We start from the raw sequence: 22,881 nt of genomic DNA on the forward strand, positions 1-22,881 counted from the left end.
ATGGGACAAAAAGTTAATCCAATTGGCCTAAGATTAGGCATTACTAGAACTTGGGATTCCATTTGGTTTTCTAAGATGGAATACAAAAAAAATCTTCATGAGGATCTCAAGATTCGTCGGTTTCTTCTAAAAAAATTGAAGAACGCTGGTGTAGTTAAGGTGATCGTTGAGAGATTTCCTGAGAAAATAAATGTAAATATTCATACTTCTAAACCTGGTGTTGTTATTGGACAGAAAGGTAACAACATTGAGGCTATAAAAACTGAATTGAGAACAATGGCTGAAAAGCCAATTAGTTTGAATATTATCGAAGTGAAGAAACCGGAGATTGTTGCTCAAGCAGTGGCTGAGACAATTGCGGTTCAGATTGAACAACGTATGCCATTTCGTCGAGTAATGAAGCAAGAGCTTCGTCGTGCGATGAGAGGTGGTGTTGAAGGAATCAAGATCCAAATTTCCGGACGTCTTAACGGGGCTGATATGGCTCGTGTTGAGAAGTATATGGAAGGTCGAGTTCCTCTACACACATTACGAGCAAAAATTGATTATGGATTCAAAGAAGCTCTTACTACTTACGGACAGATCGGAGTGAAAGTATGGACTTACACTGGTGATTATTTCCCAACAAAAGAAGAGTCAGAAGACGACAAATACGCCGTTAAGCGAAGGACCAGCTAATAGGAGTTCCTGATGTTATCCCCGAAAAGAGTTAAATTTAGAAAAAGACAGAGAGGAAGACTTAAGGGCATGGACGAAAGAGGCTCTAAAGTTTCTTTCGGAGAATTTGGTCTTAAAGCAATTACATCTGGTCGCTTGACTGCAAGACAGATTGAAGCAGCGAGAGTTACAATCAATCGTCAAGTGAAACGTGGTGGAAAATTATGGATTCGTATTTTTCCGCATGTTCCAATTACCAAGAAACCAGCCGAAACTCGGATGGGTAAAGGTAAAGGTAACCCAGAATTCTGGATCGCAGAGATCCGACCAGGAAGAGTATTATTTGAAATGAGTGGAATTGACGAAGCGACTGCGAAAAAGGCTTTGGAACTTGCTTCCTTTAAGCTTCCTCTGCAAACCGTATTTGTTAAAAGGAATTTGTTATGAAAAACAAACTTCATGAATTAAATGATGCAGATCTAAAGAACCAGTTAGGGGAAGCTCGCGAAGAAATTCGTTCTCAAAGGTTCAAATTTGCTGTGGAAAAGAATTTGGAAAATCCGAAGAAGATTCGTGATACCAAGAAAAAAATTGCTAGAATTTTGACCATACAAAGGGAACGAGATTTAGCTAAGGTTCGACAAGGATAGTAATTATGGAACACGCAGAACAAAGAAAATCTCTGACCGTTCAAGGCAAAGTAGTTTCCAATGCTATGAACAAGACAGTTGTTATAGAGTCACTTACAAAGAGCATGCATCCGTTGTTTAAGAAAATTACAACAAGCACATCTAAGATCAAAGTGCATGATGAGAAGAATGAATGTAATGTTGGCGATACAATTCTAGCTGTTGAGACAAGACCTCTTTCAAGGGATAAGCGTCACAAGTTAGTAAAAATTATTGATAAGGCTAAATTGGTATGATCCAGCAAGAAACTATACTACAAGTTGCTGATAACTCTGGAATAAAAAAGGTTATGTGTATCAAAGTTTTGGGTGGATCCAAAAAAAGATACGCAACAATCGGAGACGAGATCATTGTTGCAGTGAAGTCTTCTCAACCAGGTTACGGCTTGCGTGATGGACAAGGCAAGAAGGTTCACGGAAAAGCTGTTCAGAGAGCGGTTGTCGTGAGAACCAAGAAAGAAATCAGAAGACCAGATGGATCCTATATCAGATTTGATGACAACGCTGTTGCAATCATCGATGATAAGGGCAATCCGAAAGGAACTCGTATTTTTGGGCCTGTCGCTAAAGAACTAAGAGATAAGAAATATATGAAAATTGTATCTCTTGCTCCGGAGGTATTATAATGCCAGCTAAAGCAATTTATAAAGGTTCAGAGCCAACCAAGTTCAAGAAAGTAAAATTACACAAAGACGATGAAGTGGTTGTAATTGCTGGAAAAGACAAAGGTAAGAAAGGAAAAATCCTAGCTCTAGACAAAAAAAGAGACCGAGTTTTCATTGAAGGCGTTAACAAAAGAAAAAGATTTGTTCGTCCGACTCAAGAAAACCCACAGGGCGGACAAATTGAAATCGAATTTCCTCTTCATATTTCCAATGTAATGTTCTTTGATTCTAAAAAGAAGAAAGGCGTTCGTTTGGGTTCTGCTGAAGTAAAAGGAAAGAAGGTTCGTGTAACGAAACCAGAAGGAAGGGAGATCTAGAATGAAATTCCCTAGATTAAAAGAGAAATATTTACAAGAGATTCGTCCGAATATCCAAAAGAAATTTGGATTCAAGTCAGTTATGAGAGTGCCTCGATTAGAGAAAATTGTTTTGAACGTTGGTATGGGTGAAGCTCATGCCAATCCAAAAATGATGGAAGCTGCACTTGATGAATTGGGTTTGATCACTGGTCAGAAAGCTGTCAAAACTATCGCGAAGAAATCTATAGCTGGATTTAAAGTGAGAGAAGGGATGGTTCTTGGATGTAAAGTTACACTTCGCGGTAACTATATGTATGAGTTTCTTGATAGATTGATCAATGTTGCATTGCCGAGGGTTCGTGACTTCAAGGGCGTGAATCCAAAAGGTTTCGATGGAAGAGGGAACTATAATATTTCTGTTAGAGAGCAGATTATTTTTCCAGAGATCCAATTCGATAAAATCAATAATATATACGGTATCAATATAACATTCGTTACTTCTGCGGAAAAGGACGAAGAAGCGTATAACCTGTTCGAGGGGTTCGGAATGCCCTATCGAAACAAGAATTAACAGGAGATTACAATGGCTAAAAAGTCAATGATGGAACGTCATGCTAAGAAAAAGAAATTTTCAGTGCGTGAATACAATAGATGCCCTCTCTGCGGACGGGTTCACGGATACCTTAGACGGTTTGATATGTGCAGGATTTGCTTCCGCGATCTGGCAAGTAAAGGTCAGATCCCAGGCGTCGTTAAGGCTTCCTGGTAATTAAAGGAAAGAGGTATATATGAGTCTCTCAGATCCAATAGCGGACATGTTAACAAGAATCAGAAATGCGCAACGTGCTAAGCACGAGTCTTGCGTTATTCCTGGATCCAAAATCAAAAAGAACATACTTGATTTATTGAAAGAAGAAGGATATATTTCTGATTTCAACTCGGTAAAAACTGGGAACTTTGATGATTATCAAGTTAAATTGAAATATGATACAAACAAACAACCGGTTATAAAACTTATTCAAAAAGTTTCAAAACCAGGTCGTAGAATTTATATTCAGTCAGCTGACATTCGTCCATTCAGAAATAACTTAGGAACTTTGATTATATCAACTTCTCAAGGTGTTATGACTGGCAAGAAAGCCCGACAACTCAAGATAGGAGGGGAAGTCATTTGTAAGGTGTTCTAACCTTATGAAAGATCAAGACCATGTCCAGAGTAGGAAAAGCAATTGTAAAGCTACCAGCAAAGGTAGAAGTTAAAGAATTAGGCGACAAGATCCAGGTTAAAGGTCCTTTAGGGGAACTTGAAACCCCGATTTTTGAAGGAATCAAGATGGAGTTATCCGACGGAACCATTAGCTTTGTAAGAAGCAATGAATCTAAGAATACTCTTGCACTTCATGGATTGGTAAGAGCTTTATTTTCGAATTCCGTAAAAGGCGTTAGTGAAGGTTGGGAAAAGAACCTCGAGATTACCGGTGTGGGTTACAGAGCTCAGATCAAAGGCAATGATCTTGTTATGAATCTAGGTTATTCCCATGATGTAGTTTTCCCAATGCCTCAAGGAATCAAAATTGAAGTAGCAGATCAGCTTAAGATTAAGATCAAAGGAATCAATAGACAACTTGTTGGTCAAGTTGCTGCTGATATCCGTTCTAAGAGACCTCCAGAGCCATATAAAGGCAAAGGAATCAAATACTCTGATGAAACTATCAAGCGTAAAGCTGGTAAGACAGGTAAGAAATAAGTCATGATTAACAAGACGAAGAAGAAAATCAATCAACAGAGACGTTCGGATCGCGCAAGATATAAGCTTAAGAAAAACGGTGACCGACCTAGGTTGGTCATCAATAAATCGAACAAGTATCTTGCAGTTCAGATCATTGATGATGTCCAAGGCAAAACCTTGGTTTCTGCAACTACCTTGGAGAAGGATTTTCCTTCACATGAGAATAGCAAAAAAAGTAAATCTGCTGCAGTCGCTCTTGGCAAAATTGTCTCGGAAAGAGCAAAGAAAGCAGGCGTGGTTAAAGTGATGATGGATAGATCAGGAATGCTCTACCATGGTGTGATTGCTGCTTTTGCTGATTCTGCAAGAGAAGGGGGATTAGAGTTCTAATATGATTATCGAAGAAGAACAAAAAGAATTTACTGAGAAGGTTGTAAAGATCGACCGCGTTGCAAAAGTTGTGAAGGGTGGTCGTAGATTTTCCTTCAATGCATTGTCAGTTGTGGGTGATGGAAAAGGCCGAGTCGGAATCGGATTTGGGAAAGCAAACGAAGTCCCTGACGCAATTCGTAAGTCTATCGAAAGTGCAAAGAAAAACCTTGTAGATATCCAATATATTGGGCATACTATCCCTCATGAAGTGATAGGAAAGTTCAAATCTGCTAGAGTGCTTCTAAAGCCAGCTTCTGCGGGAACTGGAATTATCGCTGGAGCTCATGTGAGATCAGTAGTTGAGAGAATCGGTGTTCAAGATTTGCTTTCTAAGACCTATGGTTCTGGAAACTCTATGAATATTGTTAAGGCTACATTAGACGCTCTAACTCAATTACAGACTCCCTCAATGGCCTTGAAGAGAAGAGGCATTAGCATTAGCAAACTTTTTGGTAAGGAATAAGACATGGAAGATGTATTAGTTACCCAATCTAAAAGTTCGATCGGAACAAACCCTGCCCATAGAAAGACATTGATTGCTCTTGGGCTTAAGAAAAAAGGTGCGTCCCGTAAACACAAACTCACTCCGCAGATACAAGGAATGTTACGAAGTGTAACCCACCTTGTTACTGTTGAGAAGGTAAAGTAAAATGTCAGAGAATAAAAATACAAGAGTTGATTCAGCTCGGGCTTTTGGCAAAAAAAGAACCAAAAAATCAACTTCAACTGGAAATTCAAATTCTATTCCCATTGCAAAAGGTGCAAAGACTAGCAAAAAAAGAGTAGGTCAAGGACCAGGATCCGGAATGGGTAAAACTTCCACAAGAGGAAGTAAAGGTCAAAAAGCACGTAATACTGTTAGACGAGGTTTCGAAGGTGGACAACTTCCACTTCACAGACGACTTCCAAAACGAGGTTTTACTAGCAGAAACCACTTAGATTTTCAGGCAGTTAACTTACTTGCGATCACTAAAGCTGGAATTTCTGGTGTGATCGGTGCTGCGGAATTGAAAGCCAAAAACCTAATCAAAGACGAAAACAAATTGATCAAAATCCTGGGAACAGGTGAAATCAATGTTGCTATTGAAATCACAGCTGACGGATTTTCTGCTTCTGCCAAAGAGAAAATCGAAAAAGCAGGTGGAAAGGCTATTCTCAAGACAGTTGAGAAGAAAGAGAAATAAAGGAGTATCTTTTGTTAAATACGATCGCCAATATATTCAAGATACCAGAGCTCAGAAGTAAGATACTATTTACGCTATTTATGTTGTTGTTGTTTCGAATGGGAACCCATGTTTCCATTCCAGGTATCAATTCATTGATTGTGTCGGGAATTTCCTCTGAGCCAGGTGAAGGTTTCTTGAATATGGTGGATCTGTTTGCTGGGGGCGCTCTTCTCAAATTTTCTATTTTTGCTCTGGGCATTATGCCTTACATTTCTTCATCTATTATCATGCAGCTTGTTATGGTATTGATTCCATCTTTGCAAAAATTGCAAAAGGAAGGGGATGAAGGAAGAAAGAAGATTCAGCAGTATACTAAATATGGAACTATTTTGCTTTGCGCTGTTCAATCTCTTGCAGTAATCCATCTTGCGAAATCTTGGTCAACGGGAACAGATGCAGCTGCAGCCAAATATCCAGGACTGATCAATCCATCTGTCGAACCGTATTTCTTCTTTCTTGGTTTGTTATCGATTACAACAGGGACAATCCTTCTTGTTTGGATGGGTGAACAGATAACAGAACGTGGAATTGGAAATGGAATCTCTTTACTTATTTTTGCCGGTATCATTGGTCGTATGCCTGAAGCTATGATCTCAATGTTTACGACAGATACATCGGATGCTCTTTCAATATTAATTTTACTTCTTATATTCGTAGTTTTGATATCTTTTACTGTTATTCTTACGCAAGGTGTAAGAAAAGTTCCTCTACAGTATGGTAAACAGATGGTTGGAAGAAGGATGGTTCAAGCTAAGAGTCAATCCATTCCGTTCAAAGTGAACGGCGCAAATGTGATGCCTATTATTTTTGCATCGTCATTGATCCTTTTTCCTCAGACTATTATCCAGTATTTTTCTTCTAACTTTGAAGGATGGGCTGGTTGGGCAGTTGTGATGGATTTTTTCAATCCATTCTCCCAAATCTGGTATAGAGCTGGTTTTTACTATCTTATCTATACTGGGCTTATTGTTTTCTTTGCATATTTCTATACTGCGATTCAATTCAACCCTCAAGAATTAGCAGACAATTTGAAAAAGTTCGGTGGATCGATTCCTGGTATTCGTCAGGGTGGACCAACCAAAGATTATATTGAAAAAGTTTTGAATAGAATTACTTTACCGGGCGCTATGTTTCTTGCAGGTCTTGCACTTGCTCCTTATTTAATTATTAAATTTTTGAATTTAGGCAATAATACTGGTGGTGGAGCTCTGGTTTATACCTTCGGTGGAACATCCCTATTGATCATGGTGGGTGTTGCACTCGAAACTTTGAAACAGATTGAAGCACAATTGTTAATGAGAAATTACGAAGGTTTCATGAAAAAATCTAGGATCAAAGGCAGGTAGATGATGAAGCGACTGATATTTATGGGTCCACCAGGTGCTGGAAAAGGGACTCAAGCAGACATCGTTAAGGATAAATTTCATATCCCGCAGATTTCCACTGGAGAAATTCTAAGAGAAGCTGTAAAAAATTCTACTGCAATGGGTTTAGAAGCTAAAAAATTCATGGACGCCGGGGACCTCGTTCCAGATGTTGTAGTTATAGGTATTATTCGCGACCGTTTAGCGGAAGCGGACTGTGCAAAGGGTTTTATTTTAGACGGATTTCCTAGAACTGTTGAGCAGGCTGGGGCTTTGGATAAAATTCTCAAAGAAATGCATATGGAATTGGACGCCGTTGTGAATTTGGCTGTTCCAGACGCAGAACTTGTTGGACGACTTCTCAAAAGAGCGGAAAAAGAAGGAAGAGCGGACGATAATGAGGAGACGATTAAGAATCGTCTATCGAATTATAATTCCAAGACTTACCCCCTAATTGATTACTATAAAAAAGAGGGAATCCTCAAAGAAGTAAACGGGGTTGGTTCAATGGATGATATAACAAAAGAAATAATGGGAATATTGGGGTAATATTTGGCTAAGGAAGAAGCTATTACGATTGACGGAGTGGTAATTGAACCTCTACCAAACGCGATGTTTAAGGTAGAGTTAGAGAATGGCCACAAGGTTCTCGCTCACATTTCCGGAAAGATGAGAATGCATTACATTCGAATTCTACCGGGAGATAAAGTAACAGTAGAACTTTCTCCGTATGATCTTTCCAAAGGTCGAATTACTTACAGAAAGAAATAAAGGAATCAGATGAAAGTACGCAGTTCAGTTAAGAAAATTTGTTCCAGTTGCAAGGTGATCCGCAGAAAAGGCGTTATCCGAGTGATTTGCACCAATCCGAAGCATAAACAGAGGCAGAGATAATATATGGCACGTATTGCGGGAGTAGATCTTCCTAAAGAAAAAAGAATCATCGTAGGTTTAACTTATGTATTCGGAATTGGACCAGCGACTTCTAAAAAAATTCTGGCTACTGCTGGAATTGATGAAACCATTCGAGTAAAAGATATTTCTGATGACCAAGAAGCAGCAATTCGTCGAGTGATTGATGAAGAAAACGTAAGAGTGGAAGGAGATCTTCGTGGAGAAGTAAACCTGAATATCAAGCGTTTGATGGATATTGGCTGCTATCGTGGTTTACGTCACAGAAAAGGACTTCCCGTTCGTGGTCAAAAAACGAAAACGAATGCAAGAACCAGAAAGGGTGGAAAGAAAACTGTGGCTAACAAGAAGAAAGCTACCAAGTAGGATTAGTATATAATGGAAAAAGACTCTAAAAACAAGAAAGAAAAGAAGCAAAAAAAGAAAGAGAAAAAGAATATTCCGAAAGGAAAAGTTTACATTCAGGCTTCTTTCAATAATACGATTGTTTCTATTACAGATATGGCTGGAAATGTGATCTCTTGGTCGTCATCCGGAATGATGGGATTTCGTGGTTCTAAAAAATCTACACCTTATGCGGCTCAAATTGCTGCATCCAATGCTGCAGAAAAGGCAATCGAAATTGCTGGCTTAGCTGAAATTGATGTATTGGTATCAGGTCCAGGAATTGGTCGTGAATCAGCGATTCGTTCACTAGCTGCAAAGGGTTTAAACGTGAAATTTATAAAAGATGTTACTCCATTGCCACACAATGGCTGTAGACCTAGAAAGAGAAGGAGAGTTTAACCTAAATGGCAAGATATCGCGGTCCGGTTGTAAAGCTCAGTAGAAGAGAAGGGGTTAACCTTCTTTTAAAATCAAGTCATAATTTTAACAAAGAGAAATCTAGTTTTGAGAAAAGAAAATATCCCCCTGGTCCACCACCCAAAAGAAAGCCAAAACTTTCTGAATACGGTGTGCAGCTCAGAGAGAAACAAAAAGTTAAAAGAGTCTATGGTGTTCTAGAAAAGCAATTTCGTAGATATTTTGAAGAAGCAAACAGAGTTCCTGGTATAACAGGGGAGACTCTTTTGCAATTCCTAGAGAGAAGATTGGACAGTGTTGTCTATCGTCTAGGATTCGCAGTGACTAGACGTCAGGCTAGAAATTTTATCGCTCATAGACATATTCTAGTCAATGGTGTGAGAGTGGATATTCCTTCTTACAGAGTTAGTATTGGTGACAAAATTGAGATCCGCGATAAATTTCGTAGCTCTTCTTTCTTGGAAGAAAATATTAAATTAGCTCAATCATTGAATAGAACTCCTGCTTGGTTGAATGTGGATTTTGCCAATTTGACAGGGGAAATTACCGGCATGCCGGCAAGAGAGGATATAGAAATCCCAGTGAAAGAACAAGTCATTGTGGAATTGTATTCTAAGTAACCAAATTTTGAAGGTAAGGATAAGGCATTGTCTCCGAAGAATCTGCTAAAAGGTTTTAAAAGACCTAAAAAAATCGATTTCGTAACTGAAGTCAACAATCCAAACTACGGAAAGTTTGTTGCTGAGCCTTTTGAAAGAGGCTTCGGTACTACTTTAGGTAATGCTCTTCGTAGAACACTAATGTCCTCAATTGAAGGCGCGGCTATATCTGCGATTCGAATCGAGGGTGTGAACCATGAGTTTTCTTATATTGAAGGGGTTGTTGAAGACGTAACTCGGATTATTTTGAATTTAAAACAAGTTCGTATCAAATATGAACCAGAAGATAAAGATCAAAATAAAGTAATCCATTTCGAAATGAAAGGAGCGGGTTATTTCAAAGCAGGCGATCTAGCCGTTGATTCTTCGATAGAAGTAATGAATCCTGATCTTCATATTGCGACTTTGAATGAAGATGCAAACCTTGTCATGGATCTTGAGATTCAACGAGGAAAAGGTTTTATCCCTGCAGAAGATAAGAAAAAAGATATAGAAGTTTTGGGAACAATTCCTCTAGACTCAATTTTTTCTCCTGTTAAACGAGTAATATTTGATATTGGTGAAGCAAGAATCGGACAACGATCTGATTATGAGAAGCTAACAATGGAAATTTGGACTGATGGTTCAATCTCTCCGGAAGATGCGCTCGCTCAAGCTGCAAAAATTCTCAAAGAACATCTAACTGTATTCATTAACTTCGAAGAAGAAGTGGAAGAAGAAGTGGATGAACTTGATGAAGCAGATGAAAAACTCAAAGCATCATTGTCTAGACATGTAGAAGAATTAGAACTCTCTGTTCGTTCTTTGAATGTGCTGAGAAGTCTAGAAATTGACTTTGTGGGTGATCTGGTAAAAAGAACTGAAGATGAGATGACCAAGTCCAAACACTATAGTGATCAGTCTTTGGAAGAAATGAAACAAAAACTGAATACACTTGGTTTGAATTTCGGGATGAGAGATTTCTAAAATGAATAAAAGAAATAAAGTTAAACATTTAAATAAAGCTGCAGATCACAGAAACTCTATGATCAACAATCTTGTTACTAGTTTTTTTATGCACGAGAGAATTGAATCTACTAGTGCAAAAATTAAAGTTGCAAGGTCTTTTGCTGAGAAACTTATCACTCGTGCTAAGAAGAATTTGGCACCTGATGCGAAGCCAGAATCTAAACTTCATAACAGAAGAGAGATAATGAAAAAAATCACGAACCCTATGGTTGTTGATAAGCTCATCGATGATATTGCGGGTCGCTTCTCTGAAAGAGCAGGTGGATATACAAGAATTTATAAACTTGTTAACAGACAGTCTGACAACTCCGAGATGTCTATTTTAGAATTGGTTGAGAAGAAAGAAAAAGCGGTTCTAAAAGAAGAGGCTATTGCGAAGAGAAAACCTAAAAAGGCAGCTCCTGCAAAAGATTCTAAAGAGAAAAAGGAAAAGAAAGAAAAGAAAAGCAAATAATCCGACTTCTTGAGTATTTTTCATTTTTTTTATTCAATTAATTTCTTAAAGTAAAGGTAAGATGAATGTAAAGGAGAGATATCTTTCCTTTACATTCTTACTTTAGTAGAAAATTTAGAAATTTATCACTTTTATTATAATTTTTGCATTTAACCACAGAAAGTAAATTTTCTCATTTGGCTGTTTAAATGAATCACCATTTTATAGCGATTTCCTTTTTAAAGAGATTCTGATTAAACTCAAATTTTAAAAATTCGTGCATTTTCAGTATTTTTAGCTGCATAGATTTAAAAAGAATTGTCTTTTTAGCAGAAATTATGATTCCTACAAAGATGGGTTTGAATATGATGTGTTCACCTAATTTATTTCTGAAGGAAAAACTATGAATCTAAAACTTCGATTGATCTTGTTAATACAGACCAGTCTCATCTTCTTAACCTGGAATTGCACGGGGCTTAATGTTGCTACAACTTTTGGTGTTGGAGCTGTGACCAATCCTGCGCGTGAGTATGTAAATCCTGGTTTTATAGCGGATAAAGGAGGTTTATTATTCCACAATAATACAGTAGCAGGGCAAATCTCTAGTAATGCTGAACCTAACGCTATCGGCAAATCATGTTCAAACGCTGTTCTTTGGTTATTTGCGTGGGGTGATTCAAGCATTGAGGCTGGAAAAAAAGCTGCAGGAATTACTAGAGTTTCTTCGGTTGAATATGAACAACTGGCGATTTTGGGTATGTTTTACCATCGCTTTTGCATTAAGGTTAATGGATCGTCAGAGGCTGGATCGTCTGAACTTACCAAAACAGTTCAACCGACTACTTCAGTGAAGAAAGGTAGATAAGAGGTAATATAACTATGGTTAAAATAATAAAAATTTCAAGTCTAATCTTAATGCTTTTTACATTAAATCAATGTGCAACTGGACCAGTTCATGGTTTTTTATTTACTTCAAATAAATTTGCAGGTGAATTTAATACAAATAATGATGTGAAAGTTACAAAAACTGGAAAAGGCTGCTCACATTCGATCTTGGGGCTTTTTGGTTTCGGTAAATCTGGTGCGGGCAATGTTGCACATACCAATAATATAACAAGAATAGCTACTGTTGATCATTCTACATTTAGTATTCTAACGATGGTTTATCAAAACTACTGCACAATTGTATCAGGAGAAGGAATATGAAGAAGATTTTTATAGTAGTATTGTTGCTCATCTTGGGACTTAATTTTGGAGCATGTGTTTCTTCTACTACGCCAGGAATTGGTGGTGGAAGTTTCATTACGGTTACAACACAGCATGTTTATGGCTTATCCCAAGGTAATCAAATCACTTCTGCGCGAGTCGAAAAGAGTGGTGAGTCTTGTTCTTTATCCTCATCATTTATATTAAGTTGGTTTTACTACGGAAACGGCGGAAGCATAGAAGAGGCAAGTAAGAAGGGTGGAATTACAAAAATTGCCGTAGTCGATAGATCTTCGGTGAATTTTTTGGGTCGGATATTCTATCTGGACTGTGTTATCGTCTGGGGCGAATAGTTCAAATTCATTAGACCAACAAACGGGTAAGAGTAAATGCCTTTCTTGCTTACTCTTACCCTTAAATCTACTTTATCATTTTATTCTTTCTAACAAAATCGCTCACTGAAAACAGAACATTAAACCACGATTCCTCGTCTGAATTTGAATTACTCCAACAAGAGTAACCCAATAAATATTCTTCCTAGAACCTTTTTAGCTTCTCTTGCAATTCAGCTGCAATTTTGTCAAAGTCAACTTTCTGAATCACTGCAGCATAAGTAGAACTGATGATCGGGTATTGTTCTGGCTTTATGTCCACAAGGTTTGGTAAAACTTTTAAGCCATAAAAACCATTGGTGATTTTTTCTGGAGTTTTACCATAAGAGACATCAAATCCATAATTACGATCCCTTGTGTCGGATCCAAAGCAAGCTAGCATGAAATCGGTTAGACCAGACAATCCTTGGAACGTTTCCGGTCTGCCACCAAGCGCCACTCCCATATTGACCATTTCTGAGAAAAAACGACTCGATAAGTGAAATAGTGTATTATCCACATTTCCACCTAAATTCTTTTTAAAGTAGCCTTCTACTAAGCCCATCGAGAGCGCGAAAACTGTCTTGAGAGCTCCTCCCAATTGAACACCTTTGATATCGGTGGGATTGATAGCAGGACGGCTGAATACATAGCCTGTATTAAATAGAGCTTGGATTCTAGCCTGTAATTCGGGTTTTACAGTAGCTACTTCAAATCCTGAAACTTTTCTCTCCATGATTTGATCTGGGTAGTTGGCTCCAGATACTACGCATAGACGGTTCGGATCGATTCCAAATATCGTCTGCAAGTCTTCTAGAATGAGACCTTGAGCAGAACCTGTAAATCCTTTGATAACGTTAATAATGGGAGCTTGATTATTAACGATTTGATCGCGGATTTTTGGATAGATTTCGTCCATCTGCCAGGGATTGGTTCCTTGGATAAGTAGAGTTGCTTTTTTGCAGACGTCCGGATCCGCTGAGAACTCCATATTGGGCGGTAGTTTATAAATTGGGTAATGAACGATATCTCTTTGTTCTTCGTTGGATTGTCTGCATTCTTCTTCATTGGGATGATAAACGGTTACACGGACTTCTTTATTGGCAAGAACCGTTCCGACTGCAACCGACATATTGCTAGATCCAAGAATTACCACTTCTTCTTTGGGGCTTTTGGGAATCGTAATTAAAACATTTTCTTTGGTATTGTCACCATTGTATAGATTCCTATAGGTTCCATGCTGGTGCTTGTTTAAATTGGAACCAACTAACAAAGCCAGGTTGTCAATAAGAAATTGCTTTTTGTCACCTTTGCCAGGGAATTGAACATGATCCATTGTTTCTGGAAAATGTTCCATCAATTTCTTACTCAATTCACCAACCAAAACAGGTTTACCGATGGTTAATTTACCTGTCGCTTGATTGAATAAAAATCCTGATGTAGGTAGAATCTTATCTGTTCCTTCGAGAGAGATAGGTAATACAATTTTATTGGCTACATAGTGATAAACGGTATCTACAAAGGGCATCAACCTTCCATCCCGTGATCTTGTCCCTTCGGGAAAAATGGAAATAATTTTACCTTCCGTTTGAATCTTCTGAGCCTGACGAAAAGACCTCATATTGATCTTGGTCATGATATCAGAAAGACTTGGAGTATCTGACATGTCTTTCTTAGAACAGACAAGCAAGGTTCCAAACATATATAGTCCTAGTCTTGTAAAGTCTGGCTCAAATGCGAGTCGTCCTGCGATGAATACAAGTTGTTCGGCTATTTTTCTACCTTGCGGTCCAGCATTGTAGAGTAGGGCAAATATAGCAGGTGCATCCAAATGACTTAGATGGTTCGAGATTAAAGTAATAGGAATCTTGCCAATGACAGGGTTTAAAAGTTCTAAGTTCTCTACTCCTTCCACTGTAAATTTTTTCATGATTGGATCGAGGAATCTCAACATGAAATCTCGAGGAACGGGGTTCATGTCGGTCAAAACGCCCACTTCCTCTAATTTACTAGGATCATTGAAAATCTCCATAACCTTAGGTTTAGGAGTGGCATTGGAAAGTATTAAAAATTCTTCTAGAATTTTGCGAGCTTCTTCTTGGCTCATTCCAGATTTAATGAATAGGTGAATATTTTCGAAAAATTCTTTGGACCATCGGCCGACTGTGGCTTTTTTTTCCGTCATTTTATCTCCTCAAAAGACTTTTATACTCGACATTGGCTTTGTTTTGTCTATCGAATTTTTTTTTGATTTGGTTGGAAAACCCTTTCATAAAAAATAGTTCTGGAACTAAAAGAAAGTGAATCTCAATTATAATAGCGAAACCAAATGGTTACCTGATGGCTTTCATTTCCTGGGTCCAACAGAATCCAGTAATCGTAGAAGCTTAATCAATCAGTTTACTAAATATTTATTTGATGTAGGATATAGCGAAGTTACTGTTCCTGCTTTTGATTATTCTGTATCATTTTTAAATCAGATCAGCCCGGAAGAAGAACATTCTGTACTCAAACTGCGGGACTTGCAAGGTAGAGAAATCAGTCCTGGAACCGATTTAACCGTTCAAGTTGTTAAAGGAATGGCAGGACTTTCCCATATTGCGGAGAATCAAAAAGTTTTTTATGTAGCTCGAAGAATTAGAGATCACAAGAAAAAAAATGCATCCAGGCGAGAAGTTCTACAAGTTGGTGCAGAATGTATTGGTTCATCCAATCCAGAAGACATCCTTCGAATTTTGCAAGAATCAGATCATCTTCTAAAAAATTCCAACCTAAAAAAACGACCAACTATAGTCTTAAGCAACAATCGACTCATAAGATCAATTCTTTCTAGATTGTCGTTAGATGCTACTTCTATAAATCAACTTACATATTTCATTCATACAAAAAACTCCAGTGAGATCTTAAAGTTTGTCCAGTTATTCAATCTTAAAAAAGCATATGGTGATATAATAATTGAATTAACTCATACCTTAGATATTGAAAAGATCAGAGAGGTTCTCACATCATTTGCGAAACAAGAAGATTTTGATTTTAGTAAAGATTTAACCGAACTCAGCAAAGTTGTCAAGTTATGGTATGAAGGTGATAGATTCTCTGATCTCTGCGTGGATTTATCATTAGTTCGAGATTTGAAATACTATACAGGCTTTTTATTTCAAGGATTTCTTGAATCTGAATCAGAGCCGGTCTTGACTGGCGGACAATATGATAATTTATATGAAATTTTTTCAGGTAAAGAAATGCCTGCCTGTGGATTTGCAATCCACATCGATACATTAGAATCATCTTTAGGAGATTGAGGAGAGTTTATGCCAGCAAATTTAGTAGTGGGTGCCCAATGGGGCGATGAAGGAAAAGCGAAAGTAATTGATGTGCTTTCTAAAGATACAGATATAATTGTTCGCTATCAAGGTGGAGCCAATGCAGGACATACGGTCGTTGTAAAAGGAAAAAAATATGTATTTCATCTGATACCATCGGGAATCATCTATGATAATAAAATCTGTGTGATTGGTAACGGAGTGGTATTAGATCCAACTTATTTTCTTGAAGAAGTTGCATCTATTGAAAAGGAAGGCTTCGACGTTCGCGGTAAAACTTTTATCTCGGATTCGGCTCATCTCCTCTTACCATTTCATAAAATGATTGATGCCTCCATTGAGGATGGCAGTGATTCCGAGACAAAAATCGGTACTACCAAAAAAGGAATCGGTATATGCTACGCAGATAAGATGATGAGAACTGGGCTTCGAGTAGGAGATCTTTTGTTCCCTGAAACTGCTAGAAACAAACTAAAAACTATCATCCAAAATAAAAATCGCGAGATGGACATTCTATACGGACTACCAGGGCTCAACGAAGCTGAAGTCTGGGACCAACTTATGACTTTTTATGATTTATGGAAAAATCGAATTATCAATACATCCTTTTATTTGAATGAAGAATTAAAGGAAGGAAAAAGAGTTTTACTGGAAGGTGCGCAAGGAACTGGATTGGATGTTGATTTTGGAACTTATCCTTACGTTACATCTTCCAATCCTACGACGGGTGGAGCGTTGATTGGATCTGGAGTAGGCTACCATTTCTTGAAAAAAGTAATCGGTATCAGTAAGGCATACATAACGCGAGTAGGTGAGGGACCATTTCCTACAGAGTTATTCGGAGATGAAGGTTCTCGTTTGCGCGAGTTAGGTGGAGAGTATGGAGCAACAACTGGTCGACCTAGAAGATGTGGTTGGTTTGACGTTGAAATGTTAAAACATGCTATTCGCGTAAACGGAATGAATGCAGTTGCACTTACGAAAATTGATGTTCTAAGTGACTATGAGTCCATTCCTGTTGCGATTGGTTATGAACTTGATGGAAAGAAAATAAATTATTTCCCATCGCAAGGACTTGAAAGAGTGAAGCCTATTTACAAAGAATTTCCAGGATGGAAATCCGATATTACCGGAATCAATGATTTCAAAAAGTTACCTAAAAACTGTCAGGATTATATAAATGTATTAAGAGAATTGATCGGAGTTCCGGTTCATATGATATCAACTGGTCCAGATCGAGATCATACAATAATTTTGGCAGGATGAAGATTTTTTATTGAATATCCTTGACCCAGGCGACCTCTAAAAATATATGTATTTACAGACAGTCAGGAGTCGTTAGCTCAGTTGGTAGAGCATCTCACTTTTAATGAGAGGGTCTTGGGTTCGAATCCCAAACGACTCACTGATGAATCAAATGGTGCCATCGTCTAATGGTTAGGACACAAGGTTTTCATCCTTGCAATCGGGGTTCAATTCCCCGTGGCACTGCCAATTTTCCTCATTGACTTATCTTCTCGATCATTGTTCCTTTAGTTATTATGGCAGAATTAAAATTAAAGGGTAATCCCATCAACACAGTTGGATCACTTCCAAGCATTGGAAGCAAAGCTCCAAACCTAAATCTTACAAATGGCAGTCTAGCGGATGTTAGCTTGGAAACCTACGCAGGAAAGAAAAAAATATTAAATATTTTTCCAAGTATTGATACCGCTGTTTGCGCAACTTCAGTTCGCAAATTCAACGAAAAAGCAAGCAGTCTAAAGAATACAGTTGTCCTTTGTATATCAGCAGACCTTCCTTTCGCTCAGAAAAGATTTTGTGGTGCTGAAGGACTCAATAATGTTGAGACTCTTTCTGATTTTCGAAGCAAAGACTTTGGATCTCTTTACGGCGTTACTCTAAAAGACGGTCCAATGGCTGGTCTACTTGCTCGTGCTGTGATTGTTCTGGACGAAGATAACAAAGTCATTCACTCAGAATTGGTAGATGACATCGTTCATGAACCTAACTATGATTCTGCTCTTGCAGTAATCTAAAATCAAGTTCGATCCACAAATTTTATTTTCGATATTTTTGTGGATCGCATTTTTTAATTTAAGATATCTATTTATATTTATCTATTTTTTATTAGATTCCGATGCAATATTTGTTTTTACAAATTTCTAAAACTACAGTAAAATTAGTAAATTTATAGATATTTATCTATTGATAAATATTCTACATAGACTTCGGATCTCACAAATACTGCAAATTTCAGATTCATATTTTGATTTGCATTTCTCTGCAATTCCTATTCTTGATAGGGCAAAGTCATAGGATACGGCAGGCGCTCCGACGATTTTTTGCAATCCTTGGCTGATCTCTAATGCCATTTTGTAATCTGGAGTTTTTCTCTCAGTGAGTCCTAGAAGAGCTCCGATTTTCTGGATATGCGTGTCTAAGGGCAGAAGTAAATCGTAAGCAGAGAGCCTGTGGTAAATTCCTAAATCAGGAAACTCATTAGATGTCATCCATCTAAGAAACATAAATATTCTTTTTTTCGCTGAAGTGGATTTATCTATCCCAATTAGAAATTTTAAACCATTGGATTGATAACGGAACAAATTCATAAAGGTTTTTTGAAAATTTGTAATACCCGCAACAATTCCCGAATCAGAAATAAAATATTTCTCAAAAATTGGAGATTTAGAATTGATTAGGATTTTTAGAGAACGTAAGAATTCTAAAGTATCCTTTTCTTTTTGAAAACGGTAGACTCCAATTTTACCTTTCCAATTAGCCAAGTCATCAAAGGATATGTCTTGCAATAGTCTAAATGGATGTTCGCCTAGAAGTATAAGAATTTTATTTAGAAAATTTCGAATACTCGATACATTTCCATAAGAATACAATGCAACAATCAATCCAACAATTTCTTGATCAGTTTTATTTTTGTAATTATATACTAATTCAATTGGATCTGTTTTTAGATATTCCATGGTGGAATATTTCATTTTCAGATTATTAAATATTCGTTGTTTATCCTCATACATTGAGGTTTGCTTTCTTCGCGATATAAGTTTTGCTCTGGAGAGTACGACCCAGTATTTTTTCTATGCTATGTGAAGCTTCGATTAGTTTGTCTAGGTAAACTCCAGTTATATAACCTTGGTTTTCTAAAAGATAAACTAAGTCTTCGGTTGCAAGATTTCCAGAAGCGCCCTTAGCATAGGGGCAACCCCCAAGACCACCTGCGGATGAATCAAAGGACAAAAGTCCCATCTCTAGACTTTTCTGAACATTTGCGACGGCCATTCCGTAGGTATCATGAAAATGTCCCGCGAATTGCTTTGGCGTAAAATCCCGAAATAGATTACTTAAAAGTGAATCGACTTTGTCTGGAGTCGCCCATCCAATCGTCTCTCCAAGTGATATTTCATAGGCTCCTGCATCATGAAGTCTTGATACTACTTCATGTACTGCCGTAGGTTCAATCCATCCTTCATACGGACAAGCAATCACGGTGGATACATAACCTCGCACAGCTATACCATCTTTTCTAGCCTGTTTAAAAATCTCATCAAAGGCTGCGAATGATTCATCAACAGTCTTATTGATATTTTTCTTTGTGAATGTATTGGATGCGGCTGTAAAGACTGCAACTTCCTTATATCCGCAGGCGACGGCTTCTTCATATCCTCTCAAATTAGGAGTGAGACAGGAAAATTGAATTTTGGAATCTTGAAAATCTAGTTTAGTTGATAGTTCCTTCGAATCAGCTAACTGAGGAATTGCGGAAGGTTTTACAAAAGAGGTTGCCTCAATATTTTTGAGTCCTGCATCTATGAGTTTCTCTATGAATTCGAGTTTAGCCTCAGTCGGGATAAATTTGGATTCATTTTGTAGACCATCTCTTGGACCAACTTCTGTGATTTTCACTTTCTCTTTCTCTTGCATACTTGTAACCTGGTTCTAGTCTGGTTTGTAAATTCTGGACTTCAAGAAAAAAATGCTTAGAATTGAAAATCTAAATGTGAAAACGATCCAAGGTAAAAAAATTTTGGATTCAGTTAGTTTGGCTGTCAATTCCGATGAAATAGTCTCTCTGGTTGGCGGATCGGGTTCTGGCAAATCGACAATTTTTAAATCAATCCTTCATTCAATTCTGCCAATGGATGGGTATGTGATCGAAGGGAAGGTAAGTTTAGACGGACAATCTGTTCAGCCTGTTTTTCAGGATGCATTTTCAAGCTTCAATCCTTCCTGGAAGATGATAAATTGTCTTCTTGAACCGTTTATAATCCACAATAAAGATCGCAAAATCGGTTTGGAGAATATTCGATCAAAGCTCGAAATAATTGGTATCGACAGACATCGATTACAATCGCGTCCACATCAATTTTCTGGCGGAGAATTACAACGACTTGCCATCCTGAGATCTATCTTGCTTGAACCAAAAATTCTCATCATGGATGAACCTGTAAGCGGGCTTGATCCATTGGTAAGAAAACCAATCCTAGACCTTATCATGGAACTCAAATCAAGAATGAAAATGGGAATACTATTTATATCTCATGACTTGGATGTTGTCCGAAAGATTTCGGATCGCATTTATGTAATTAAAGAAGGAGTGATTGTAGAATCTGGACTAAGCAATGAAATTCCCAATTATCGTTCGGATAATTATACCAAAGAATTATTTGATCTCGAATATGATTTTTTATAATAAAGTTAAAATTATACAAATATTAGTAAATGAAACTTTTGCATCGCTTGAAGATTCCAAGAAGATAAATACTGATAAAAAAAAGAAATGTACTAAAACTTCTTACATTACAAAAATATCTATTCCTAAAAATTCGAATCTAAATTCGGAAAAGATCCAAGTTGGAAACTCGCTTCAATTAATATCTATTCGCTTGTGGAAAATCTAATCGCTTCTTTGTGCTGAACGAATGCGATGATTGCAAAATTGTCTTGGTTTTTTTTTCTTGCAAAAGCTGTTTTTGTCTTTTTTGCTATCCGAAAAAACTATTTGGATGGTCCATACCATTATCCAAAATACTGAACCACCTTACTTTCTTCACCATCCTTGGAAGATTGAATGAACTTTGGTTTCAAAAGTTAGTCAATTCTCATTTCTTAAATGGTCTTGCGGCAAAAATTTATACCTTATAAAGCAATGCAATACGACTGACAGAGAACTGTATTTTAATAATTACTTGAAAAATCCATATCCCCAAGGAGGAATACAACTTCTTTCTAAAATGGAAAAGCAACTCAAATATAAATACGATTATATTCATGGTTACGTGTATCCAAAACGAACACGTAAATCCGACAGGCGAATACTAGAAAAACTTAGTTGTTCGATATCATAATTTTACCAAGCTAAAGTAGACAAAAAAGGCGCAATTCAATAGCTTAATCTCATAAAGTCTAAATATTATTTTCGATTTTTTTGATAAAATTTAGATAAATTTCTTGACTTAAATCCGATTAACTTCTCATAAATATAAATCTGTCTAGAATCAGGGTTCTGTTACTGATCTCAGTGGATTGATCCTTGAAAAAGGCAGTGAAAATTTTTAAGTGGATGGTTAAATTACTACACAATATGAAGAATATCATTGTTATTGCAAGCCTTTGTCTCTCTATATTACATTGTGCAACTCCCACAATCCTGAAAGAGAATGTCAAATCAAAAACAAAAAACCTAGCGATCGAAGTAGTGAAGGTTGCATCAGGACCCGATAGCTTTGCTTCCGGCGGAAAGAATTTTTTTCCAAAAGATAGATCTCATCGGTTGATCCATATTACTTTGAATGTTACGAATTTGACAAAAACCGATTACAGCTTCATCTTCACTAAAATTGCATTAGAACCACCATTTGAGGTTTTATTAGACGAGAAGGGAAAGGAAGTCCGTAAATTAAATCCACCGGCTTTTGTTCGCTTTTATGAGGTTGGATTCTCGAACGATATAAAGGAAGATGTATCTGGGAATAACTTTGCTAACGGAAAAGTTGAAAAGGAAGTTGTTATTAAACCCAATGAGACTATAACAAGAACCTTGATGTATGCTCTTCCAACGACAGTTGAGCCCGAACAACTTGTTTTCTTGGACGAAAAATCACATATTATTTCGTTTAAGTAAGAATTTCTTAGGTAAAAGGATATCCGCAAGTCGGCTGTCTTTTTACCATTTAACCGTTAGCTATTTTACATATTTCCTAGCAAAGGAATTTCCAATTCAACCGATGAGTTCTAGCTTTAGATCTCTGAACAAATTTTCCCACCATTTGTGTACCGTTTCTATTTATGACAGTTTTTATATAGAGTAACAATTAGTCCTATTTAAGTAACTAGCTGCCTATATTGGGGATTGTGTCACTGAATAATGAGAAGCAAGAGAGGCAAACAAGTTGCCTCTCTTAAAAAAGAAAGATTGTGTTATTATGGCAAATTGATTTAAAATTTAAATAACATCAGATATCTATCTGGTATTCGTTAGCTCTATCTTTCTTATCTTTTAGAAGAACAATCATAACGTCCATTCTATAGAAGGCATTTCGAAGAGAAGATTCCATCAATCTGAGTGCTCGAATCTGATTATCCAGTGAGATTGTTTTGATCACAGTTTTTTGTTCTGTGTCAAATCGAGTTAAAATCACTTCTGTGCTCATCACATCATTAGGATTGATCAACATTGTTTTATTTTCAAAAGCAAATTCGAATAAAATCCTCTTTTTTCTGGATTCCAATTTAACTTGGCGTATTTTAGTTCCATCATATTCGAATGATATAAATTTTAGTAGATTCGATTCATAACCTTCATCGATTGTGAATGGGATATCTTCTGTGATGATTGTATGTTTGTTTTTGAATTCTGGCTTGAGCAAAACTAGTTGAGCATGCTTTTTCTCGATATCATTGAGTCGAACCTGGATTGTGTTCTTGAGATCTTCTATAATCCGCAGAAGGGACTTGGTATATTTACTATCCTTGTCAACAAAAATATCACTCGCAGATATATCGTTGTCTGCTTCTTGAGCGCTTGAACTTGTAATCAGCCCAAAAAATAATAGAGTTATGCAAAAAGCCAGTTGTAATTTTTTCATAA

35 protein-coding genes and 2 tRNA genes are annotated in these 22,881 nt (G+C 37.2%); 33 read left to right on the forward strand and 4 right to left on the reverse strand.

Annotated elements, in window-relative coordinates; genetic code table 11:
- The 26 genes from rpsC (at nt 1) to O4O04_RS09935 (ending at nt 12,435) form a co-directional block, all read left to right on the forward strand.
- Nucleotides 1-678: a 30S ribosomal protein S3 gene (rpsC, locus tag O4O04_RS09810; protein ID WP_272535734.1), complete on the forward strand. Its 678-nt coding sequence runs from the start codon at nt 1-3 to the stop codon at nt 676-678.
- Nucleotides 679-690: 12 nt separating this feature from the next.
- Entirely contained in the window at nt 691-1,104 is a 414-nt protein-coding gene (gene rplP / locus O4O04_RS09815; RefSeq protein ID WP_272535735.1) for a 50S ribosomal protein L16, read from the forward strand.
- Nucleotides 1,101-1,307 (forward strand): 50S ribosomal protein L29, encoded by a 207-nt coding sequence (rpmC, locus tag O4O04_RS09820; RefSeq protein WP_272535737.1) that lies wholly within the window; start codon nt 1,101-1,103, stop codon nt 1,305-1,307. The genes rplP and rpmC overlap by 4 nt, the downstream gene beginning before the upstream one ends.
- A 5-nt stretch (nt 1,308-1,312) precedes the next feature.
- Nucleotides 1,313-1,582: a 30S ribosomal protein S17 gene (gene rpsQ, locus O4O04_RS09825; RefSeq protein WP_272535738.1), complete on the forward strand. Its 270-nt coding sequence runs from the start codon at nt 1,313-1,315 to the stop codon at nt 1,580-1,582.
- Nucleotides 1,579-1,971: a 50S ribosomal protein L14 gene (rplN, locus tag O4O04_RS09830; protein WP_272535739.1), complete on the forward strand. Its 393-nt coding sequence runs from the start codon at nt 1,579-1,581 to the stop codon at nt 1,969-1,971. The genes rpsQ and rplN overlap by 4 nt, the downstream gene beginning before the upstream one ends.
- The gene (gene rplX / locus O4O04_RS09835; RefSeq protein ID WP_272535740.1) at nt 1,971-2,327 is read left to right on the forward strand and encodes a 50S ribosomal protein L24; all 357 of its coding nucleotides are present in this window, start codon (nt 1,971-1,973) and stop codon (nt 2,325-2,327) included. Before rplN ends, rplX begins: the two co-directional genes overlap by 1 nt.
- A 1-nt stretch (nt 2,328) precedes the next feature.
- Nucleotides 2,329-2,880: a 50S ribosomal protein L5 gene (gene rplE, locus O4O04_RS09840; protein WP_272535741.1), complete on the forward strand. Its 552-nt coding sequence runs from the start codon at nt 2,329-2,331 to the stop codon at nt 2,878-2,880.
- 12 nt (nt 2,881-2,892) lie between these two features.
- On the forward strand, nt 2,893-3,078 hold the full coding sequence (locus O4O04_RS09845; RefSeq protein WP_272535742.1) for a type Z 30S ribosomal protein S14: 186 nt from the start codon (nt 2,893-2,895) through the stop codon (nt 3,076-3,078).
- Between the two features lie 19 nt (nt 3,079-3,097).
- Entirely contained in the window at nt 3,098-3,496 is a 399-nt protein-coding gene (rpsH, locus tag O4O04_RS09850) for a 30S ribosomal protein S8 (RefSeq protein WP_272535744.1), read from the forward strand.
- A gap of 20 nt (nt 3,497-3,516) precedes the next feature.
- Nucleotides 3,517-4,056, forward strand: a complete 540-nt coding sequence (rplF, locus tag O4O04_RS09855) for a 50S ribosomal protein L6 (protein WP_272535746.1) — start codon at nt 3,517-3,519, stop codon at nt 4,054-4,056.
- 3 nt (nt 4,057-4,059) lie between these two features.
- Complete coding sequence (rplR, locus tag O4O04_RS09860; RefSeq protein ID WP_272535748.1) at nt 4,060-4,428, forward strand: 50S ribosomal protein L18; 369 nt, start codon at nt 4,060-4,062, stop codon at nt 4,426-4,428.
- 1 nt (nt 4,429) lies between these two features.
- Nucleotides 4,430-4,933: a 30S ribosomal protein S5 gene (gene rpsE, locus O4O04_RS09865; protein WP_272535749.1), complete on the forward strand. Its 504-nt coding sequence runs from the start codon at nt 4,430-4,432 to the stop codon at nt 4,931-4,933.
- Between the two features lie 3 nt (nt 4,934-4,936).
- Complete coding sequence (gene rpmD / locus O4O04_RS09870; protein WP_272535750.1) at nt 4,937-5,119, forward strand: 50S ribosomal protein L30; 183 nt, start codon at nt 4,937-4,939, stop codon at nt 5,117-5,119.
- A gap of 1 nt (nt 5,120) precedes the next feature.
- The gene (rplO, locus tag O4O04_RS09875) at nt 5,121-5,654 is read left to right on the forward strand and encodes a 50S ribosomal protein L15 (protein ID WP_272535752.1); all 534 of its coding nucleotides are present in this window, start codon (nt 5,121-5,123) and stop codon (nt 5,652-5,654) included.
- A gap of 11 nt (nt 5,655-5,665) precedes the next feature.
- On the forward strand, nt 5,666-7,042 hold the full coding sequence (gene secY, locus O4O04_RS09880) for a preprotein translocase subunit SecY (protein ID WP_272535753.1): 1,377 nt from the start codon (nt 5,666-5,668) through the stop codon (nt 7,040-7,042).
- Nucleotides 7,043-7,045: 3 nt separating this feature from the next.
- Nucleotides 7,046-7,609 carry an adenylate kinase gene (locus O4O04_RS09885; RefSeq protein ID WP_272536059.1) on the forward strand — a complete coding sequence of 188 codons (564 nt, stop codon included), beginning with the start codon at nt 7,046-7,048 and terminating at the stop codon, nt 7,607-7,609.
- Nucleotides 7,610-7,612: 3 nt separating this feature from the next.
- A complete protein-coding gene (infA, locus tag O4O04_RS09890; RefSeq protein ID WP_272535754.1) occupies nt 7,613-7,831 on the forward strand; it encodes a translation initiation factor IF-1 in 219 nt (72 codons plus the stop codon).
- 9 nt (nt 7,832-7,840) lie between these two features.
- On the forward strand, nt 7,841-7,954 hold the full coding sequence (rpmJ, locus tag O4O04_RS09895) for a 50S ribosomal protein L36 (RefSeq protein WP_272535755.1): 114 nt from the start codon (nt 7,841-7,843) through the stop codon (nt 7,952-7,954).
- A 3-nt stretch (nt 7,955-7,957) separates the two neighbouring features.
- Nucleotides 7,958-8,338 carry a 30S ribosomal protein S13 gene (gene rpsM, locus O4O04_RS09900; RefSeq protein WP_272535757.1) on the forward strand — a complete coding sequence of 127 codons (381 nt, stop codon included), beginning with the start codon at nt 7,958-7,960 and terminating at the stop codon, nt 8,336-8,338.
- A 12-nt stretch (nt 8,339-8,350) separates the two neighbouring features.
- The gene (gene rpsK, locus O4O04_RS09905; RefSeq protein ID WP_272535758.1) at nt 8,351-8,758 is read left to right on the forward strand and encodes a 30S ribosomal protein S11; all 408 of its coding nucleotides are present in this window, start codon (nt 8,351-8,353) and stop codon (nt 8,756-8,758) included.
- A 5-nt stretch (nt 8,759-8,763) separates the two neighbouring features.
- On the forward strand, nt 8,764-9,396 hold the full coding sequence (gene rpsD, locus O4O04_RS09910) for a 30S ribosomal protein S4 (protein WP_272535759.1): 633 nt from the start codon (nt 8,764-8,766) through the stop codon (nt 9,394-9,396).
- A 27-nt stretch (nt 9,397-9,423) separates the two neighbouring features.
- A complete protein-coding gene (locus O4O04_RS09915; RefSeq protein WP_272535760.1) occupies nt 9,424-10,401 on the forward strand; it encodes a DNA-directed RNA polymerase subunit alpha in 978 nt (325 codons plus the stop codon).
- A gap of 1 nt (nt 10,402) precedes the next feature.
- A complete protein-coding gene (gene rplQ / locus O4O04_RS09920; protein ID WP_272535762.1) occupies nt 10,403-10,897 on the forward strand; it encodes a 50S ribosomal protein L17 in 495 nt (164 codons plus the stop codon).
- A gap of 382 nt (nt 10,898-11,279) precedes the next feature.
- Nucleotides 11,280-11,741, forward strand: a complete 462-nt coding sequence (gene lsa14, locus O4O04_RS09925; RefSeq protein ID WP_272535764.1) for an adhesin Lsa14 — start codon at nt 11,280-11,282, stop codon at nt 11,739-11,741.
- A 14-nt stretch (nt 11,742-11,755) separates the two neighbouring features.
- Nucleotides 11,756-12,082 (forward strand): TRL-like family protein, encoded by a 327-nt coding sequence (locus O4O04_RS09930; protein WP_272535766.1) that lies wholly within the window; start codon nt 11,756-11,758, stop codon nt 12,080-12,082.
- Nucleotides 12,079-12,435, forward strand: coding sequence for a TRL domain-containing protein (locus O4O04_RS09935; protein ID WP_272535767.1), 357 nt, complete (start codon nt 12,079-12,081; stop codon nt 12,433-12,435). Before O4O04_RS09930 ends, O4O04_RS09935 begins: the two co-directional genes overlap by 4 nt.
- Before the next feature lie 184 nt (nt 12,436-12,619).
- On the opposite strand, the gene O4O04_RS09940 is transcribed toward O4O04_RS09935, so the two are convergent.
- Nucleotides 12,620-14,638 (reverse strand): 1-acyl-sn-glycerol-3-phosphate acyltransferase, encoded by a 2,019-nt coding sequence (locus O4O04_RS09940; RefSeq protein ID WP_272535769.1) that lies wholly within the window; start codon nt 14,636-14,638, stop codon nt 12,620-12,622.
- 115 nt (nt 14,639-14,753) lie between these two features.
- On the opposite strand from O4O04_RS09940, the gene O4O04_RS09945 reads away from it, so the two are divergent.
- From O4O04_RS09945 to tpx, 5 genes are all read left to right on the forward strand, one after another.
- Entirely contained in the window at nt 14,754-15,755 is a 1,002-nt protein-coding gene (locus O4O04_RS09945) for an ATP phosphoribosyltransferase regulatory subunit (protein WP_272535770.1), read from the forward strand.
- A gap of 9 nt (nt 15,756-15,764) precedes the next feature.
- Nucleotides 15,765-17,042: an adenylosuccinate synthase gene (locus tag O4O04_RS09950; RefSeq protein ID WP_272535771.1), complete on the forward strand. Its 1,278-nt coding sequence runs from the start codon at nt 15,765-15,767 to the stop codon at nt 17,040-17,042.
- A 66-nt stretch (nt 17,043-17,108) separates the two neighbouring features.
- A tRNA-Lys gene (locus O4O04_RS09955) sits at nt 17,109-17,181 on the forward strand.
- Nucleotides 17,182-17,195: 14 nt separating this feature from the next.
- Nucleotides 17,196-17,270: transfer RNA gene (locus O4O04_RS09960), tRNA-Glu, on the forward strand.
- 47 nt (nt 17,271-17,317) lie between these two features.
- Nucleotides 17,318-17,815, forward strand: a complete 498-nt coding sequence (tpx, locus tag O4O04_RS09965; protein WP_272535772.1) for a thiol peroxidase — start codon at nt 17,318-17,320, stop codon at nt 17,813-17,815.
- A 162-nt stretch (nt 17,816-17,977) separates the two neighbouring features.
- On the opposite strand, the gene O4O04_RS09970 is transcribed toward tpx, so the two are convergent.
- Nucleotides 17,978-18,757 carry a TIGR02757 family protein gene (locus tag O4O04_RS09970; protein ID WP_272535773.1) on the reverse strand — a complete coding sequence of 260 codons (780 nt, stop codon included), beginning with the start codon at nt 18,755-18,757 and terminating at the stop codon, nt 17,978-17,980.
- Between the two features lie 46 nt (nt 18,758-18,803).
- Nucleotides 18,804-19,715, reverse strand: a complete 912-nt coding sequence (locus O4O04_RS09975) for a hydroxymethylglutaryl-CoA lyase (RefSeq protein WP_272535775.1) — start codon at nt 19,713-19,715, stop codon at nt 18,804-18,806.
- A 52-nt stretch (nt 19,716-19,767) separates the two neighbouring features.
- Here O4O04_RS09975 and O4O04_RS09980 point away from each other — a divergent pair, with 52 nt between their 5' ends.
- On the forward strand, nt 19,768-20,484 hold the full coding sequence (locus O4O04_RS09980) for an ABC transporter ATP-binding protein (RefSeq protein ID WP_272535776.1): 717 nt from the start codon (nt 19,768-19,770) through the stop codon (nt 20,482-20,484).
- Between the two features lie 870 nt (nt 20,485-21,354).
- A complete protein-coding gene (locus O4O04_RS09985) occupies nt 21,355-21,915 on the forward strand; it encodes a hypothetical protein (protein WP_272535778.1) in 561 nt (186 codons plus the stop codon).
- Nucleotides 21,916-22,246: 331 nt separating this feature from the next.
- Here the strand turns inward: O4O04_RS09985 and O4O04_RS09990 are convergent, their stop codons facing one another.
- On the reverse strand, nt 22,247-22,879 hold the full coding sequence (locus tag O4O04_RS09990) for a hypothetical protein (protein WP_272535779.1): 633 nt from the start codon (nt 22,877-22,879) through the stop codon (nt 22,247-22,249).
- Nucleotides 22,880-22,881: the final 2 nt, after the last annotated feature.

The organism is Leptospira sp. GIMC2001 (assembly GCF_028462125.1).
In the GTDB taxonomy this organism is placed as follows: Bacteria; Spirochaetota; Leptospiria; order Leptospirales; family Leptospiraceae.